This window comes from Rhizobium sp. K102 (assembly GCF_022385315.1).
Classification (GTDB): Bacteria; Pseudomonadota; Alphaproteobacteria; order Rhizobiales; family Rhizobiaceae; genus Rhizobium; species Rhizobium croatiense.
Map to the genome: position 1 here is coordinate 231431 of NZ_CP092435.1, position 17605 is coordinate 249035.

11 protein-coding genes and 2 pseudogenes are annotated in these 17605 nt (G+C 61.6%); 4 read left to right on the forward strand and 9 right to left on the reverse strand.

Going from position 1 to position 17605, the window contains the following annotated elements:
- Window positions 1–33: 33 nt before the first annotated feature.
- Window positions 34–1116: a 4-oxalomesaconate tautomerase gene (locus tag MHI61_RS05015; protein ID WP_239789442.1), complete on the reverse strand. Its 1083-nt coding sequence runs from the start codon at window positions 1114–1116 to the stop codon at window positions 34–36.
- Between the two features lie 114 nt (window positions 1117–1230).
- On the opposite strand from MHI61_RS05015, the gene MHI61_RS05020 reads away from it, so the two are divergent.
- From MHI61_RS05020 to MHI61_RS05030, 3 genes and pseudogenes are all read left to right on the forward strand, one after another.
- Window positions 1231–2127, forward strand: coding sequence for a LysR family transcriptional regulator (locus MHI61_RS05020; RefSeq protein WP_239789443.1), 897 nt, complete (start codon window positions 1231–1233; stop codon window positions 2125–2127).
- Between the two features lie 482 nt (window positions 2128–2609).
- Window positions 2610–4016: an FAD/NAD(P)-binding protein gene (locus MHI61_RS05025; protein ID WP_239789444.1), complete on the forward strand. Its 1407-nt coding sequence runs from the start codon at window positions 2610–2612 to the stop codon at window positions 4014–4016.
- 69 nt (window positions 4017–4085) lie between these two features.
- Window positions 4086–6022 (forward strand): annotated as a pseudogene (locus tag MHI61_RS05030) (PAS domain S-box protein).
- 52 nt (window positions 6023–6074) lie between these two features.
- Here MHI61_RS05030 and MHI61_RS05035 read toward each other — a convergent pair.
- From MHI61_RS05035 to cyoA, 6 genes and pseudogenes are all read right to left on the reverse strand, one after another.
- A complete protein-coding gene (locus MHI61_RS05035) occupies window positions 6075–7250 on the reverse strand; it encodes an acyltransferase (protein WP_239789445.1) in 1176 nt (391 codons plus the stop codon).
- Between the two features lie 109 nt (window positions 7251–7359).
- Window positions 7360–8168 (reverse strand): annotated as a pseudogene (locus tag MHI61_RS05040) (SURF1 family protein).
- Window positions 8165–8566 carry a cytochrome o ubiquinol oxidase subunit IV gene (gene cyoD / locus MHI61_RS05045; RefSeq protein ID WP_097581817.1) on the reverse strand — a complete coding sequence of 134 codons (402 nt, stop codon included), beginning with the start codon at window positions 8564–8566 and terminating at the stop codon, window positions 8165–8167. Before cyoD ends, MHI61_RS05040 begins: the two are co-directional and overlap by 4 nt.
- On the reverse strand, window positions 8563–9183 hold the full coding sequence (gene cyoC, locus MHI61_RS05050) for a cytochrome o ubiquinol oxidase subunit III (RefSeq protein ID WP_097581881.1): 621 nt from the start codon (window positions 9181–9183) through the stop codon (window positions 8563–8565). The genes cyoD and cyoC overlap by 4 nt, the downstream gene beginning before the upstream one ends.
- A 5-nt stretch (window positions 9184–9188) precedes the next feature.
- Window positions 9189–11192 carry a cytochrome o ubiquinol oxidase subunit I gene (gene cyoB, locus MHI61_RS05055; RefSeq protein ID WP_239789446.1) on the reverse strand — a complete coding sequence of 668 codons (2004 nt, stop codon included), beginning with the start codon at window positions 11190–11192 and terminating at the stop codon, window positions 9189–9191.
- 42 nt (window positions 11193–11234) lie between these two features.
- Window positions 11235–12374 (reverse strand): ubiquinol oxidase subunit II, encoded by a 1140-nt coding sequence (cyoA, locus tag MHI61_RS05060; RefSeq protein WP_239789447.1) that lies wholly within the window; start codon window positions 12372–12374, stop codon window positions 11235–11237.
- Between the two features lie 374 nt (window positions 12375–12748).
- On the opposite strand from cyoA, the gene MHI61_RS05065 reads away from it, so the two are divergent.
- Window positions 12749–14080 carry an MFS transporter gene (locus tag MHI61_RS05065; protein ID WP_239789448.1) on the forward strand — a complete coding sequence of 444 codons (1332 nt, stop codon included), beginning with the start codon at window positions 12749–12751 and terminating at the stop codon, window positions 14078–14080.
- 158 nt (window positions 14081–14238) lie between these two features.
- Here the strand turns inward: MHI61_RS05065 and MHI61_RS05070 are convergent, their stop codons facing one another.
- Both MHI61_RS05070 and MHI61_RS05075 read right to left on the reverse strand, forming a co-directional pair.
- Window positions 14239–14706 carry a cyclic nucleotide-binding domain-containing protein gene (locus tag MHI61_RS05070; protein ID WP_004679746.1) on the reverse strand — a complete coding sequence of 156 codons (468 nt, stop codon included), beginning with the start codon at window positions 14704–14706 and terminating at the stop codon, window positions 14239–14241.
- 101 nt (window positions 14707–14807) lie between these two features.
- Window positions 14808–17522, reverse strand: coding sequence for an ABC transporter ATP-binding protein (locus tag MHI61_RS05075; protein ID WP_239789449.1), 2715 nt, complete (start codon window positions 17520–17522; stop codon window positions 14808–14810).
- Window positions 17523–17605: the final 83 nt, after the last annotated feature.

Genomic DNA, 17605 nt, shown 5'->3' on the forward strand with positions numbered 1-17605 from the left:
CTGTTGTTGGCGCCCTCCCGGCGGCCAGGGCTATTATGCCGCGCAACCCAGTTGCGTGACAGGTTTTGCTAACACATGCCCTTCGAACAGCCGGCGGGCGGTGCGAAGGATTCCGGCGACGACCGTGCCGTCCCGCTCATAAAGTTTGACGTCCAGGTGGCCGCTAGGGTGCTCGATGGAAAGAACAACCGGAGGAGCCCGCCTGCCGATCAGATGCGAAGCGACCGTATCCTGGCATAGACAGGCGGTGGCTATTCCAACAGCGCCTGTGGTTGCGAGGGAAGGATGACACTGATGCGGCATGAAATATCGCACGTTGACGTCGCCTCCGACCTTTGGCTGGGACACGAGCACCGGCTTTGGCGTTACCTGATTGCGCACGTCCCCAAGGCCCATCCGTTCGCCAGCCGCAATGCGCAGCTTTTCCAGCCGTTCCAGCAACTCCCTGTCGGCGTTGAGTTCGGCCGCTGATTCGAAGCCGCTCGCGCCGATCGCCGCTGCCTCCATCAAGATCATCGGCATAGCGCAGTCGATGCAGGTGACAGCCACGCCATCGATCAAGTCGATGGCTTTGCCGGTGGGAAAGAGCTGTCCGGTACGAGCCCCGGCTGCGTCCATGAAAGTCAGTGCGATCGGTGCAGCGCGACCGGGCACGCCGTCGATTACAGCGTCACCGAGATAGGAAACGCTGCCGTTGGGAGTAGGAACTTCGGCCTCGATCAGCTTGCTGGTGTTGACGTTGTGGATCCGAACGAGCGTCGTTTCTCCACGAACCCGGACAAGTCCAGCTTCGATGGCAAATGGGCCGACTGCGGCGAGCATGTTGCCGCAATTCGGGGAGGTGTCGACAATCTGTTGATCGACGCGTACCTGGGCAAAGAGATAATCGACGTCCGCGCCGGGAACGCTCGCAGGTCCGATGATGGCGACCTTGCTCGTAACCGGGTTGCCGCCGCCGATTCCATCGATTTGCAACGGATGACCCGATCCCATGATGGACAGCAGGATCTTGTCACGCTGATCGGCAGCCGCAGGAAGATCCCTGGCTAGGAAGAACGGGCCCTTCGAGGTGCCGCCTCTCATCAGAACGCAAGGGATAGCCATTAGGTCGTTCATCGCTTGTGCTTCCATTGGAATTATGTCATCGCCGTATCAATCGGCGCCGTTTGATCCAATTATTGGAAGAAGTGTTAATTTGTAAAATGCTAAGAATTGGAGGATTGATGCGTAATGAGCATTAATTGCGAAATTCTTGACCTACGAGCCTTCCTGAGCGTCGTGGAGTTGGAGAGCTTTAATCGCGCGGCTGATGCCTTGCATATGTCGCAGCCCGCGTTGAGCCGCCGCATTCAAAAATTGGAGCAGGTCATCGGGGCGCCGCTCCTGGAACGGACAACCAGGCACGTGTCTGCGACAGCTCTCGGTACAGAACTCATGCCGCTCGTCCGACGCCTGCTGGAGGAGTTCGATGGTTCTCTCTTTGCGGTCCGCGACGTTGGAGCCAATCGCGGCGGATTGGTGACGATTGCATGTCTACCAACCGCGGCATTCTACTTCCTGCCTACGGTCATCCGCCAGTTCAATGAAGAATATCCAAACATCCGCTTTCGTATCCTCGATCTCCCTGCCACTGATGGTCTTCGAGCCGTGGCAAGTGGCGAGGTGGAGTTCGGCATAAACATCATTGGCACCTCCGACCCCGACCTCACCTTCGAGCGGCTTGCGGAAGACCCATTCGTGCTTGCAGCGCGAAAGGATCATCCTCTTGCGGCAAAACAATGGGTCGAGTGGGCGGAACTAGAGCCCTATCACTTGATTACGGTTCATCGGTCGAGCGGCAACAGAACGCTGCTCGACGCGGCACTGGCAAAATCAAACATCAAACTTCGCTGGTTTTACGAGGTAACCCATCTGTCTACCTCCCTCGGTTTGGTGGAGGCGGGTCTTGGGATTTCGGTGCTGCCGCGAATGGCAACCCCGCGAGAAGAGCATCCATTTCTGATCACCCGCCCCATCCGCAATCCCGACATATCCCGCACAATCGGTGTGGTTCGACGTCGCGGCGGCACCTTGTCGCCGGCGGCTGAACGGTTTCTAGAGATGTTGATAGGTGTATGGGGAGCGTGATTGAAAGACGCCGCAACGATGGTTCGAGCAACGCAATCAAACGTTGGTCACGTTGACGATACCCTGAGAGGAAGCACGGAAGCAGATAGCCAATGGCGGTGGCATTTTTCCCCACAATCGGCGGATCTGGCCACTCTGTTGAAGGCGAGGCGGCATCAGGCCAAGGCGGCTGACGAGGCGTGGCCACCACGGTGCGAGGCTGTTTGGTTGGAAAATATGCCGCTGTTCCAACAACTTAAACTTCGCGTCCAATAAATCCCTTGCCACTCGCGGTTTTTGGCGCTTTCATACACGACTAGTTTAATAGACTATGGACGGGCTGCTTTTGCCGCCGAGTTCGCTTGCGGGCCGCTTTTACGGACCCGCTCTGCGGTCGATGTTTGTGAATGGCCGCATGACCCTCATCAACGCGTGACCCGGTGTTCATGCGTTGAAACCTCGATCGACCCCAAGGGCGCTGATGAAGCCGCAAAGGAGTTGCGATGACGGTTCAGGGACTTTTTTCCGGAAGGGCCAATGCGGCGGCGAAGATATCAGCCGTTCCGCGCATTGCGATCGTCGGGCGCGGCTTCTCCGGCATGATGACGGCCATTGCGCTGATGAGGACGGTGCGCGCACCGTTCCACCTGCAGCTGTTCGATCCGAATTCCTCGGTCAGCGGCGGCCAGGCGCTCGCCTCTGCCCGTGCCTCGACGATCCTCAATACCCGCGTTCGCGATCTCTCGGTCTCGGTCGGCGACAGCGACGATTTCAACGACTGGCTCTGTAGCAACGCCGCCTTCCGCGCCGCAGTGCCGGCCGCCATTCCGGGTTTCCGGCAGATCTTCGTGCCGAAGGAAATCTTCAGCGATTACGTCTACCAGCGCTTTTCCGAAGCGCTGGCGGCGCGCCGGGACATCACCGTTCAGGTCTGCAACGATCCTGTGGTGACGATCCGCCGCAGCCACGGCAACCGCTTCCTGCTCGAAAGCACCAATCCGGCCAATCCGCTGTTCGATACGGTGATCCTCGCCACCGGCTACGGTCTCAGCGATCCGCATGCCGAGGCGCCGGATGCTTCGCCGGTCCGCGCCCAGCGCCTCGTCGCGCGGCCGCATGCGGTGCTGCTCGGCAGCGGCATCCGCGTCGTCGACCAGCTGCTGCAGCTGCGCGATTCCGGCTATGCTGGCCAGGTGACGATCCTTTCGCGACACGGTTTTCTGCCGCAGAGCCACACGCCGAACGCCGCCGATCCGGTCTTTCCGGCCGAAGCGCTGCCCGAGAGCCTGCCTGATATCGTGCGCTTCATCCGCCAGGCCTGTCGCGAGGCGGAGGAAGAGGGGCGAAGCTGGCAATCGGTGATGAACGGCCTGCGGAAACACGCCCGCTCGCTCTGGCGCTCGCTGCCGGCTCGCGACAAACATCAGTTCAACCGGCATTTGCGAGCGATCTACGACAGCCATCGCAACCGCCTGCCGGAGGCCATGCACCTGCGCCTGCAGCGCGAGCTTGCCGAAGGCCGCACGGTGCTGCGCCGCGGCCGGGTCGGTCGCAGGGGCCTGAGCGGCCTGTTTTTCACACCGGCGGGATCCTCTGCCGAGGAGGTGATCCATGCCGAGCGCATCATCGATTGCCGCTGCCAGGCGCCGGATCTCTCGGCGCCGCTGATGCAAAGCCTGTTTTCCGCCGGCCTTGCCATGCCGGACGAACTCTCGCTCGGACTGGCGGTCACTGCGCGGGGCGAGCCCTTCCTGGATGACGGTTCGACGGTTGCCGGGCTCTTTGCCGTCGGTCCGCTCGGCCTCGGCAGCCTGCCCGATATCGATCTCGTGCCCGAGATCGTCTCGCAGGCCTATGCCGCGGCCGAGCGGATCGGCGAGCGCTTCTATCCGCAAGTCAAGGCGGTTTGAAAAAGTGTGATCTTTTCGGAACCATCTGCACCCCGTCGCGTTAAAGGCGCTGGTGACCAAGAGGGGCAGATGGAAGTGCTGGATCGACATGATACGTCTCTTCACGAAGAGGGGCGCTTTCGCCTTCTGGTCGATGCCATCACCGACTACGCCATCTATATGCTGAGCCCCGAAGGCATCGTTACCAGCTGGAATACCGGCGCTCAGCGCTTCAAGGGCTATAAGCCTTCGGAAATTCTCGGCGAGCATTTTTCTCGTTTTTATGTCGAAGAGGATCGCGCGGCCGGTATTCCCGAGCGCGCACTTGCCACGGCGCTCGAGCAGGGACGGTTCGAGGGGAGGGCTGGCGCCAGCGCAAGGACGGCAGCCGCTTCTGGGCGCATGTCGTCATCGATCCGATCCGCCGCCCCTCCGGCGAGCTTATCGGCTTTGCCAAGATCACCCGCGATCTGACCGAACGCAGGGCAGCCGAAAACGCGATCCGTCAGAGTGAGGAACAGTTCCGCCGGCTTGTCCAGGGCGTCTCGGACTACGCGATCTACATGCTTGATCCGAATGGCAATGTCAGCAGCTGGAATTCCGGCGCCGAGCGGATCAAGGGCTATCGGCCGGATGAAATCATCGGCCGGCATTTCTCGACCTTCTATACGCCGGAGGACCGCGCCGCCGGCCTGCCGGAGACCGCGCTCCGCGTCGCCCGCGCCGAAGGCCGGTTCGAGCGGGAAGGCTGGCGTGTTCGCAAGGACGGCACCCGCTTCTGGGCCAGCATCGTCGTCGACGTCATCCGCGGTGATGACGGCGACGTGCTCGGTTTTGCCAAGATCACCCGCGATATCACCGAGAAGATGGAGACGCAGCGGGCGCTGGAGCAGGCGCGCGAAGAGCTTTTCCAATCGCAGAAGATGGAGGCGATCGGTCAGCTGACCGGCGGTATCGCCCATGATTTCAACAATCTGCTGATGGCCGTGCTCGGCAGCCTGGAGATCCTGAAGAAGCGCATGCCGCAGGATCTGTCGCTGACATCGCTGGTCGACAATGCCATGCAGGGCGCCCAGCGGGGAGCGGCGTTGACCCAGCGCATGCTGGCCTTCTCCCGCCGGCAGGAATTGCACATGGAGCCGCTCGACGTCTCCGGCCTGGTGCGCGGGATGATGGATATTCTGAGCCGTTCGCTCGGCCCCCTCACCACGATCGAGACCTACTTCCCCGTCCGGCTACCGACCATCCTCACCGATCCGAACCAGCTGGAGATGGCGATCCTCAACCTCGTCGTCAACGCCCGCGACGCCATGCCGGCCGGCGGCCGCATCGTGCTGCGCGCGTCCGAAGAATCGATCGCCGCCGGCAAGGGGCCGCTGTCGGCCGGCCGCTATATCAGGATCTCGGTGATCGATGAAGGCGAGGGCATGGATGCGAAGACGCTGGAGCAGGCGATCACGCCGTTCTTCACCACCAAGGGTGTCGGCAAGGGCACCGGTCTCGGCCTTTCCATGGTGCAGGGTCTTGCCACCCAGTCCGGCGGCCGGCTGATGCTGAAGAGCAGCCCGGGCCAAGGGACGACGGCGGAATTGTGGTTCCCGGTCGCGACCGTCGAACAGAGGACCGCGGCGCCGGCCGACGTGCCGCAGCCGAACGACGATGTACAGCGCCGGCTGCGGATCGTCGCCGTCGATGACGACGGCCTGGTGCTGATGAACACGACGCTGATGCTGGAGGATCTCGGCCACACCGTTTTTGAGGCGATGGCCGGTCCCGAGGCGCTCGACATCCTGCGCAAGGAGCTCGTCGATCTGGTCATCTGCGATCACGCCATGCCGCGCATGACCGGGGCGCAGCTCGCCGAGGCGATCCGCAGCGAGTGGCCCGAGATGCCGATCATCCTCGCCACCGGTTACGCCGATCTGCCCGACGGCGCCGGCGCCGCCAATCTGCCCCGGCTCGGCAAACCCTTCTCGCAGGCACAGCTCGCCGATGCGATCAGCCGGGTCGCTGCTCAAGGCGCGTGAGTGCGGACTGGATTCTGACGTGCGTTACTTCGCCACGTTCCGAACGCCTACGCTATGCGCGGAGCTTCTCGTCGCCATCATCCCGGATGACCGCGCTGTCGGCTGCTTCCCGAAGGTCACCCGTCGCGGCTGAAGCTGTGCCGCCGAGAAGACGCCTTTCGGTCTGTTGCAGATCAAGGATCGCCCGTTCGATCCCCTCGGCCGAAGTTTGGCGCGAGACCAGGCGCGACCGATGACGCTGCCACAAGGTGACGAGCAGGCGCCGGCTCGGGACTTCTATCGTTTCATGCAGGAACCATGCTCCGCCGACCGCAACGAAAAGCGCTGCCGCAATCAGCGCCGGTTCAGGAAGCAGAGTTTCAAAAGTCCGGTGGACAAGGAACATGATCGGGACGTGGAAAAGATAGAGCGAGAAGCTGATCGTGCCCAAAAACCTGACGGGGGCTGCTGCCAGGACGCGTGCTGCGATGGGCGGTTGTCGTGCGACGAGCGCTACGATGACGGCTGCGGCGACCGCGCTTTGCAAGCCCCAAAATTCAGGGGAGAAATTCGGCAAGACATGCCTGTAGGTGAAGAATACCGCCAGCAGGACCAGCGTGAAAATCCCCGTGACGGCGGATGGCGTCCATCTTTCCAGATGAGAATGCAGCGCACCGGCAAGTGCGCCGAAAAGAAAGTAGGGGAGCTTGGACAGGAGTAGGATTCCAGGCCCCGGCAATTCGAGCAGGCCATCGACGACGACGACAATGGCGAAGCCTGCGATCACGCCGCTATGGCGATGCGGGCGGGCGAGGCAAAGCCATAGGACCGGGAAGAGCAGATAGAATTGAATTTCGGGCGGAATTGACCAGAAAACACCGCTCGAGCCGAGAAGAAAGACATGACGCACAAAGTCCGTGCCACCGTTGATCGGCTGAACGAAGTTTAGATCCTGTATGCTGGACAGCATCGCCACGAGCAGAACGGCAGCCAGATAGACCGGATAGATGCGGGCAAAGCGGCTCACCAGAAAATCCAGGACATTTTCCCTGGTCACCGGTCGTGAACCGTAGAGATGGGCCATGAGAAAGCCGCTGAGGGCAAAGAACAAGCCGACGGCTTCGCTGCCCATGGTCACCACATGCAATGTCGCGCTTGGAAAGATAAGGCCGATATGCGCTTGAACGACCAACAGCGCGGCGAGACCGCGCAACCCATCGAGACTGGGGATGTAATCCGGCCGGCTCATCTGCAGCTTTTATCTATTCTGGTCAGGCAAGCAGTAGCCGACATGACTTTACAAGATATTAATCCGCTGAGCTTGAACTGCGCGGCGCAACTGCTCGCCGGAACGCGTATTATTCGCGGGGGCCTGTTCCCCTCTCGCCGCGCAGGATGAACACCAGCAATGCCAGCGCCATCGCCGCCAGCCCGTACCAGGTGATCGCATAGACGAGATGGTTGTTGGGAAAATGGATGACCGTCAGGCCGCCGATGGGCAGGCCGCCCGGATTGGCGGTCGCATCGGCATCGATGAAATAGGGCGCGACCGCATCAACGCCGCGCTTCTGCGCGATCGCTGCGACATCGCGCGAATACCAGCGGTCGGCGGCGACGTCATTGGATTGCAGCAGCGATCCCTTCGGCTCCGTCATCCGCACGAGCCCTGTGATTTCGACCGGGCCTGCCGGCTGACCCTCGCGGCGCGTGGTCGGATCGCGCCGTTCGATCGGCACGAAGCCGCGATTGATGAGGATATCGGTGCCGTCGGCGAGCGTCAGCGGCGTCATCACCCAATAACCCGGGCCGAGCGCCGTCGAGGCATAGACCAGCGTCTCCTGGTCGTTCGCCAGCGTTCCGGCCACGGTCACCCGGCGATATTCGTCGTCACCGGCATTGACCTTGTCCCAGTCGGCACGCGCCGGGGCCGGCACGGGCGCGGCATGCACACGCTGGTCGACGCGGGCGATGAGATCACGCTTCCAGCCGAGGCGCTGGACCTGCCAGGTGCCGAGGGCAAAGAGCGCGGCGGCGAGCAGCGCCAGGCAGACGCAGAAGAGAGCGCGCTTTTCACGCGAATGCCGTCTTTCCGCTTGTTCCGAGGGAGCCCCACTCATAGCAAGAATCGCTTCGGGCGGCGGTGGCGCCGCCCTTTCGATACCGTCACGGCATGTTCTTCATCATCTCGGGGCTCATCGGCATCATGTTGGTATTGAGATGATGCATGACCCAGAGCGAACCGGAGAGCGCGATGGCGACGATGATGATGGTGAAGATCAGCGCCATCATCGTCCAGCCGCCTTCGCTCCTGGGGTTCATGTGCAGGAAGAAGACCATATGGACGACGATCTGGATCGCCCCGATGGCCATCACCAGCACCGCCGTCACCGCCGGGCTGTCGAAGACGCCGGCCATGACCAGCCAGAAGGGAATGGCGGTCAGGATGACGGAGAGCGCGAAGCCCGTCATATAGCTGCGGAAGGTGCCGTGGCCGGCCTGATGGCCGTGGCTGTGGCCGTGATGGGCCTCGTGGGCATCCTCATGGGCAGGTGCTTGCGAACTCATCCGAGAACTCCCAGGAGATAGACGAAGGAAAAGACGCCGATCCAGACGACGTCGAGGAAGTGCCAGAACATCGACAGGCACATCAGCCGGCGGCGGTTGGCCTCGACCAGGCCGTGCATCGACACCTGCACCATCAGCGTGATCAGCCAGACGATGCCGAAGGTGACGTGCAGACCGTGCGTGCCGACCAGCGTGAAGAAGGAGGAGAGGAAGGCGCTGCGCGTCGGCCCGGCGCCTTCGTGGATCAGGTGGACGAATTCGTAGAGTTCGAGCCCGATGAAGGCTGCGCCGAACAGGCCGGTGACGGCGAGCCAGAACAGCGTCTCCGCCTTGGCGTTGCGCTCCATCTGCAGCATGGCAAAGCCATAGGTGATCGAGGAGAAGAGCAGCATCGAGGTGTTGAGGGCGACGATCGGCAGATCGAAGAGATCGGCCGGCGACGGACCGGCGGCGTAATTGCGGCCGAGCACGCCGTGCGTTGCAAACAGCACCGCGAAAATCAGGCAGTCGCTCATCAGGTAGAGCCAGAAGCCGAGATTGGTGCTGTTCTCCGGATGATGGTCTTCCGTCAGATAGAATTCAGGCTTTTCGGCCGTGTCGATGGTCTGATCGCTCATGGTCATTACACCTGCTCGGCAAGCAGCGCGGTGCGCTTGCCTTCGGTTTCGGTCACCGCGTCAGCGGGGATGTAGAAATCGCGTCTGTAGTTGAAGGTATGGCCGATCGCCACGACCAGCAGGGCGACGAAGGAGACGACGACCAGCCACCACATATACCAGATCAGGCCGAAGGCGAGGGCGACGCTGATGGCCGAGAGGATCGCGCCGGTGCCGGTATTCTTTGGCATATGGATCGGCTTGAAGCCTCCGAGCGGGCGCTCGTAGCCGCGGTTCTTCATGTCGTACCAGCTGTCATGGTCGTGCACGACAGGAGTGAAGGCGAAGTTGTAGTCCGGCGGCGGCGAGGCGGTCGACCATTCGAGCGTCCGTCCGTCCCAGGGATCGCCGCTGTCGTCACGCAGTTCCTCGCGCTTCATGAAGCTGACGACGATCTGGATCAGGAAGGCGGCGATGCCGAGCGCGATCAGGCCGACGCCGAAGGCGGCGATCAAGAACCAGATCTGCAGCGACGGATCCTCGAACTGGCTCATGCGGCGGGTGACGCCCATCAGGCCGAGTACATAGAGCGGCATGAAGGCGAACCAGAAGCCGATCTGCCAGAACCAGAAGCTCAGCTTGCCCCAGAAGGGATCGAGCTTGAAGCCGAAGGCCTTCGGGAACCAGTAGTTCACGCCGGCGAACATGCCGAACAGAACGCCGCCGATGATGACGTTGTGGAAGTGGGCGATGAGGAACAGCGAATTGTGCAGCACGAAGTCGGCCGGCGGCACGGCGAGCATGACGCCGGTCATGCCGCCGATGACGAAGGTCACCATGAAGCCGACCGTCCACAGCATCGGCACCTCGTAGCGGATACGGCCGCGATACATGGTGAAGAGCCAGTTGAAGATCTTCGCCCCTGTCGGGATCGAGATGATCATCGTGGTGATGCCGAAGAAGGAGTTGACTGATGCACCCGAGCCCATGGTGAAGAAGTGGTGCAGCCAGACGATGTAGGACAGGATCATGATCACGCAGGTGGCGTAGACCATGGAGGCGTAGCCGAAGAGGCGTTTTCCCGAGAAGGTGGCGACGACTTCGGAGAAGATGCCGAAGGCCGGCAGCACGAGGATGTAGACCTCCGGATGGCCCCAGATCCAGATGAGGTTGATGTACATCATCGGATTGCCGCCGAGGTCGTTGGTGAAGAAGTTCGTCCCGGCATAGCGGTCGAGCGACAACAGGGCGAGCGTTGCGGTCAGGATCGGGAAGGAGGCGACGATCAGCACGTTGGTGCAGAGCGCCGTCCAGGTGAAGACTGGCATCTTCATGAAGGTCATGCCCGGCGCGCGCATCTTGACGATGGTGGCGATCAGGTTGATGCCCGAGAGCGTCGTTCCGACACCGGCCACCTGCAGGCCCCAGATATAATAGTCGACGCCGACGCCCGGACTATAGGCGGCGCCCGACAGCGGCGGGTAGGCGAGCCAGCCGGTCTGGGCGAATTCGCCGATGAACAGCGACAGCATGATGACGATCGCGCCGGCGGTGGTCATCCAGAAGGAGAAATTGTTGAGGAAGGGAAACGACACGTCGCGCGCGCCGATCTGCAGCGGCACCACGAAGTTCATCAGGCCGGTGACGAAGGGCATCGCCACGAAGAAGATCATGATGACGCCGTGGGCAGTGAAGATCTGATCGTAATGGTGCGGCGGCAGGTAGCCTTCGGATCCGTTGAAGGCGATCGCCTGCTGAATGCGCATCAGGATCGCATCGGAGAAGCCGCGCAAAAGCATGATCACGGCCAGGATCACATACATGATGCCGATCTTCTTGTGATCGACGCTGCAGATCCAGTCGTGCCAGAGCGGGCCCCAGAACTTGAAATAGGTGATGGCGCCGAGCACGGCGAGACCGCCGATGACGACGCCGATGAAGGTCACGACCAGGATCGGCTCGTGATAGGGGATGGCGTCGAGGGTCAACCGGCCGAAGATGAACTTCAGGAGGTCAGGATTGGAAAACATGGAACAACCCGTTCATTATGTCTTGCGACGCAAAGCGCCAGGTTAATTGTTGTTGTTGAGCTGCGCAGGCGCCGGATCGGTGCCGTTGCTCATGCCGGGCATGGAATGGCCGTCGTGCTGCATGCTGTTGCCATCAGTGCTTCTGTCTGGCTCGCTGCGTGCCGGAGCCCCCGTTGCCGGCACGGTGGCGGCAGGCGCCACGACGCCTTCGCCGGCATGGCGATTGTCATATTGCAGCTTCTCGCGATTCTCGGCGCTTTCCTTGCCGCCGCCGCCCATCATGTCGATGTGCATCATCTCGTTCATGCACATCTTGCCTGGCGTGGCGCACATGTTGAGGATGGCGGCGTAGAGATCGGCATCGGCGCCGGCATAATAACGCACCGGCTCCTTCTCGCTCGGCTTCTCGAGCTTCAGATAGGCGTCGCGGTTGAGCATCGTGCCCTGCTGCTTGACCTTGGCCACCCAGGCATCGAAGCCTTCGTGGGTAAGGCCATGGAACTTGAAGCGCATGTGCGAGAAGCCGGCGCCGCTGTAATTGGCCGAGAAGCCTTCATACTCGCCTTCTTTGTTGATGACGGCGTGCAGTTTCGTCTCCATGCCGGGCATGGCGTAGATCTGGCCGGCCAGGGCTGGGATGTAGAAGGAGTTCATCACTGAGGAAGCGGTGATCTTGAAATTGATCGGTTGATCCACCGGCGCGGCCATCTCGTTGACGGTGGCAATACCGAGTTCGGGATAGAAGAACAGCCACTTCCAGTCGAGCGCCACGACTTCGACGGTCAGCGGCTTGGTATCGGCCGGAATGGCGCGCTCGGCATCGAGGCGGTCGAGCGGGCGGTAGGGATCGAGCTTATGCGTGGAAATCCAGGTGACGGCACCGAGCGCAATGATGATCGCCAGCGGCGCTGCCCAGATGACGATTTCGAGGCGGGTCGAATGATGCCATTCCGGTGCGTAGGTCGCGGCCGTGTTGGAGCGGCGGTAGCGCCAGGCGAAGAGCAGCGTCAGGAAGATCACCGGAACGATGATCAGAAGCATCAGCACCGTCGAGACGACAATCAGATCGCGCTGTTGCGCGGCGATGTCGCCGGAGGGCGCCATGACCACCATGTTGCATCCTGCCAGGAAAAGCAGCGGCAAGACGGATAGAAGGCGGGAAAACTTCATGAGTTTTGGCACGTCTCTAAGCTCTTGTTGTTTCGTTTGGTCCGCGACTAAAGCACTGAACCGGATCGCGACATGAGGCGGAAGGTCGCAGTGCAGCAAAATATGCCGCACTGCGGCAAAAATCATCGGGCGCTAGTGCTTTGAAATCCTAAATATAGAAGGATTTTAGGCTTGCGCATGTTTCAGTCCAATATATCCGCAACAGCCAATCAGGCCAGCATTTGCAGGGGAAAATCACCGTCCGGATCACGCAAATTTTTCGGTCCGCGCTTCATTTGAGCCGTGATGATGAACTATTTCAGTCTTGCGGACTTGATAAGCCTGCAGGTTTGATCAAGATCACGCTTGGGGCGCCTTGCCGGAAGCGCCTTAACGAGGAGGCGTTTATGGCAACAACATCACATTACGGACCGTCGTCGTCGTCGCTGGAACGCGACGCGCGGCGCATTCACGACGACAAGCCGGTGTCACCGGGCAGCATCGCCATCGGCGTGGTGATCGGCCGCATGTCGGAATTCTTCGATTTCTTCGTCTACGGCCTCGCCTCGGTCCTGGTCTTTCCGCAGCTCGTCTTTCCTTTCGCGCCCGACAGGCTGACCGGCACGCTCTATTCCTTCGCCATCTTCTCGCTCGCTTTTCTCGCCCGTCCCGTCGGCTCCGTCGTCTTCATGGCCATCGACCGGATGTATGGGCGCGGCACCAAGCTGACGATCGCGCTCTTCCTGCTCGGCGGCTCGACCGCCTCGATCGCCTTCCTGCCGGGTTACGAGCAGATCGGCGTTTGGTCGATCGCGCTTCTGGCGCTCTTCCGTCTCGGCCAGGGTTTTGCGCTCGGCGGCGCCTGGGACGGTCTGGCATCGCTGCTCGCACTCAACGCGCCGCCCAATCACCGTGGCTGGTACGCGATGATCCCGCAGCTCGGCGCGCCGATCGGTTTTGCGCTGGCAAGCACGCTCTTCGGTTATTTCGTCGCCAACCTTTCCAGCGAGGATTTCCTCTCCTGGGGCTGGCGTTATCCCTTCTTCGTCGCCTTCGCGATCAACGTCGTGGCGCTGTTTGCGCGTCTGCGCCTGGTCATGACCAAGGAATTCGGCACGCTGCTCGAGCAACATGAGCTGGAGGCCGCACCGATCCTCGAAGTGCTGCGCGTTCACGGCCGCGACATTCTGATCGGCGCCTTCGTGCCGCTCGCCAGTTTCGCCATGTTCCACCTGGTGACCATCTTCCCGCTCGGCTGGATGAGCCTGTACGGCAACCAGCCGATCGGCACCTTCATGGTGGTGCAGGTGGTCGGCGCCATGGTCGGCATCGTCGCCATCATCGCCTCGGGCCTGATTGCCGACCGCATCGGGCGGCGCGCCCAGCTCGCCATCTGCGCCGTCATCATCGCCGTCTTCAGCTTTATCGGGCCGATCCTGATCGCATCCGGCAATAACGGCCACGATGCCTTCGTCATCATCGGCTTCGGCGTGCTCGGCCTGTCCTTCGGCCAGGCGACCGGTTCGATCTCGTCGCGCTTCGGCCGCGGCTATCGCTATACCGGTGCTGCCTTCACCTCGGACCTCGCCTGGCTGGTCGGCGCCGGCTTCGCACCGCTGGTGGCGCTCAGCCTCTCCAGCCGCTTCGGCCTGACCTTCGTCGGCTACTACCTGCTCTCCGGCGCCATCTGCACGCTGGCCGCACTCGCCTTCAGCAAGGCGCTGGAACAGCGCGAATAGGCGGGCTGCCCCTCTTGCGCCTGCCGAGAAACGTCTCCCCGCTCTGACGGGGAGAAGGATATGAACTGGCGATTTTCTCGCAGCCATTCTTGCTGATCTATCGCACTGCGCCTTCTGCAGCCGCAATGCGATAACCGCTGAAATCTGGATCTAAAATCTTATTGTGCCATCTGCGGCTGCTTCGCCGCCCGCGCCGCGGTGAGTTCCGCGGTGGTGTGGTTCAGGCGGTCGGCGAGCACGCGCATGATTTCGACGGCCATTTCGGGGAAGTCGCTGAGCAGCTTCAGGAAGTGTTCCTTGCTGATGCGCAGCACTTCGAGCGGCGAGGTGGCGCGCACCGTTGCCGTGCGCGAGACGTCGCAGAGGATGGCGATTTCGCCGACGATGGAATTGAGCTCGACGTCGGCGACTTTGATCTCGCCGGCCGGCGAGGAAACGATGATATCGGCGCTGCCGGAGAGAATGACATAGGCTGCGTCGCCGACATCACCCTGATGGAAGAGGTCCTGACCGGCCTTGTAGGTCATGCGGTCGGAGGTGAAGGCCAAAAGCTTGAGTTTGGCTGGCGCAATCCTCGAAAAGATCGGCACCCGGCGCAGCATTTCGACTTCGTCTCTCAACAGCATGAGCGTTTCAATCCCCTGGGCGCAGGGTTCTTCGAACCAGACGCCTTAAATTCCCGGGCGTTCCCTCAGGGAACGCCTACCATCGCCGCTCCCATAGAATATTACGATAACAGTTCCTTGAACATACCGTTTTTCTCGGAAAGTTCCGGATAGTTCCCGGCTTCGGCCAGGCCGCCGCGGTCGAAGAGCAGGATCCGGTCGAACATCTCGGCGAGCCGCGCATTGGAAAGCACCCAGATGATCGCCGGCCGCTCGCCTTCCTTATGCAGGTCTTCGATGATGTTGCGGGTAATCTGGTCCTGGACGCGCTGATCGAGCGCCGACAGCGGCCGGTTGAAGATGAAATAGTCCGAACGCTTCAGAAGCGCGCGGGCAAGGTTCAGCTTCTGCCGTTGCACCATGGTCAACCGCTTGCCGCCCGAGCCGACGTCGAATTCCAGCCCGATCGACAGCACGTCGTCATAAAGGTCGAGCGCGTCGAAGAGTTCGCCCATGACGGCGCGGATACGGTCGGAGGCGTCGGCCTGCTGATAGGCGATGCGGCCGAACAGCACATTGTCCATGAGGCTGGCCGACGGGGTGAAACGCTCGGCGTCGTAACGCTCGATCAACTCGGCGAGATCATCCGGAATATGGGCGTGGAACTGTTTTCGGGCGCTGACGATCTTGTCCATCAGTTCGGTCGTCAACAGGCCGAAGCGGTGGCGCGGCTCGATATAGGCGAAACTCAGCCGGATGATCGCTGAGCGCTCCTCCGGCGTGGCGTCCTCGAAGCGGCGGCTTTGCAGCTTCTGCAGCAGCGCCTGATAGGTCGGAATGTCGTCCGCCGTCATGAAGGTCAGCTGCTGGAAGAAAGGATGGTCGGGCGGCAGGTCATGGAAGAGCTCGACGGCGTTTTCGGCGATCTCGAGGCCCATGGCGTAGAGATCGGTGCTGAGGCCCGTCTCGCGGAAGAGCTGCTGGAAATAAGGGTGTGCAGCCAGCCTGCGGTTGGTCATCAGCGGCCGCTTCATCGTGCCGAAGAGCAGGTTTTCGCCGACCGTCGCCTGGGCGTTGTAGGCGTCGAAATCGAACGGTACGACGATGCCGTCGAGCCCCTCGTCACGCAGCCGGTCCCGGAGCGAAGCGCGCAGCGCGACGACATGATCGCTGACGGCCACATGCACGTCGGTGTTGACGGTCGAGCGCAGCGCCAGATCGAGAATGTCCTGCGAGATCAGCACGGCGTCGAGCACCGGCCGGATCGCTTTCAGAAGGTCTTCCGGCCCGCTGGCGCCGGCCGCCTGGTAATCCACCCAGTCGCTGTTGAGGTCGAGGGTCGGATTGCCGGCCTTCACGGCCTCGGCCGAATGCCATTTATATTCAAGCGCTTCCTTCTCGTCGTAGACGGGATCTGTCATCGGCGCATGCTTGAGGCCGTAGAGCAGATTGCTGGCGAGCGAGCCATGGAAGAAGAAGGTGTCGGCCGAGGCATAGGAGATGCGCCGGCCGGTGATCGATTCCGGCAGGTCCAGCAGGTCGCGCCCATCGATGGTGATGCGGCCGGAATCCGGCCAGATCATGCGGCCGAGCGCTTCGGCAAAGGCTTCCGCGCCGCTGCCGTTCGGGCCGACGATCGCCACCGTCTCATTCGGCTTGATTTCGACCGAGACGTGGTCGACGAGGCGGGCGCCGCTATCGTCGGAGAGCGAGAGATTGGTGACGACGAGGGCGCTGGTCAGCGCCCCGACCGGGGCAGCCGCAAGTTCCTGGATCTGGCTGTCGATCAGCGGTTCGACGTTGAACTGTTCGTAGACCTGCTGGTATTTCACCTGCACGTCCTGGCGCATCTGGTCCCAGTCGATCAGTTCCTTCAGCGGCCCGGGCAGATCCTTGTAGGCCGATATGACGGCGACGAGCTGGCCGATGTCGAGACGGCCCTGCAATGCGAGGTAGCCGCCGATCGCGTAGAACAGGAAAGGCGTGACCTGGGCGAGGAAGTTGTTGATGAACTTCACCAGGAATTTCCACTGGTAAAGGTCGTAACGGATCGAGAAGATGCGGCCGAGCCGCCAGGCAATATCGGCGCGTTCGAGGTTGGAGGTGTCGTTGCCGTGGATCGTGCCGATGCCCTCGACGATTTCGCCGACGCGGCCGGAAAGCTCGCGCGCCGTCAGCTGCCGCTGGCGGCCGAGGTCCAAGAGGCGTTTCCTCATGCGGGGGATGACGACCGCCTGGACGCCGACGATGCCGGCGGCGATCATGCCGAGCCAGAAATTCTGCACGATGATGAAGGCAAGCGCGGTGATCGCCTGGCCGCCGAGAAGGGCGGGCGAAACGAAGGCATCGCCGGTGAAGCCACCCATCGGCTCGACCTCGTCCTTGATCATCGTGGCGATCTCGGCCGATTTCACCCGCTTGAAATGAGCCGGTGGAAAGCGCAGCACCCGGTCAATGAGCTCGAAGCGGATTCGCCGCAGCATGCGTTCGCCGAGCCGGCCCTTATAGGTGTTGATGTAGAATTTGAAGAGGCCATTCAGCACCACCAGCGCCAGGAATACCAGGCTGAGCGCCATCAGCATCTGGAAGCGATTGAGCTGCACGCCCTGGAAGAACTCGACATGGCCGATCAGCGGAATGTTGTAGGCGATGTGCATGAAGGTCTGGGTTGCGCCGGGGCCCTCGAAGCCGTCGCCCTGGATCGGTCCGTTGACGATCTGCTTCGGCAGGTCGAAGGACAGGAAGTAGGGCACCATCGAGGCGGCGACGACGGCCAGGATCCACAGCTGCTGCAGCCGCGTGTTCTTCCAGATGTAGCGGGCGAGGCTCTTTTCCATGGCTAACCGTCAGCTTGCTGGGAAATTCCGAAGGCGCGATCCGGGCGCGGGACGGGAGGAATTGTTGAGAACAGGACCATGCA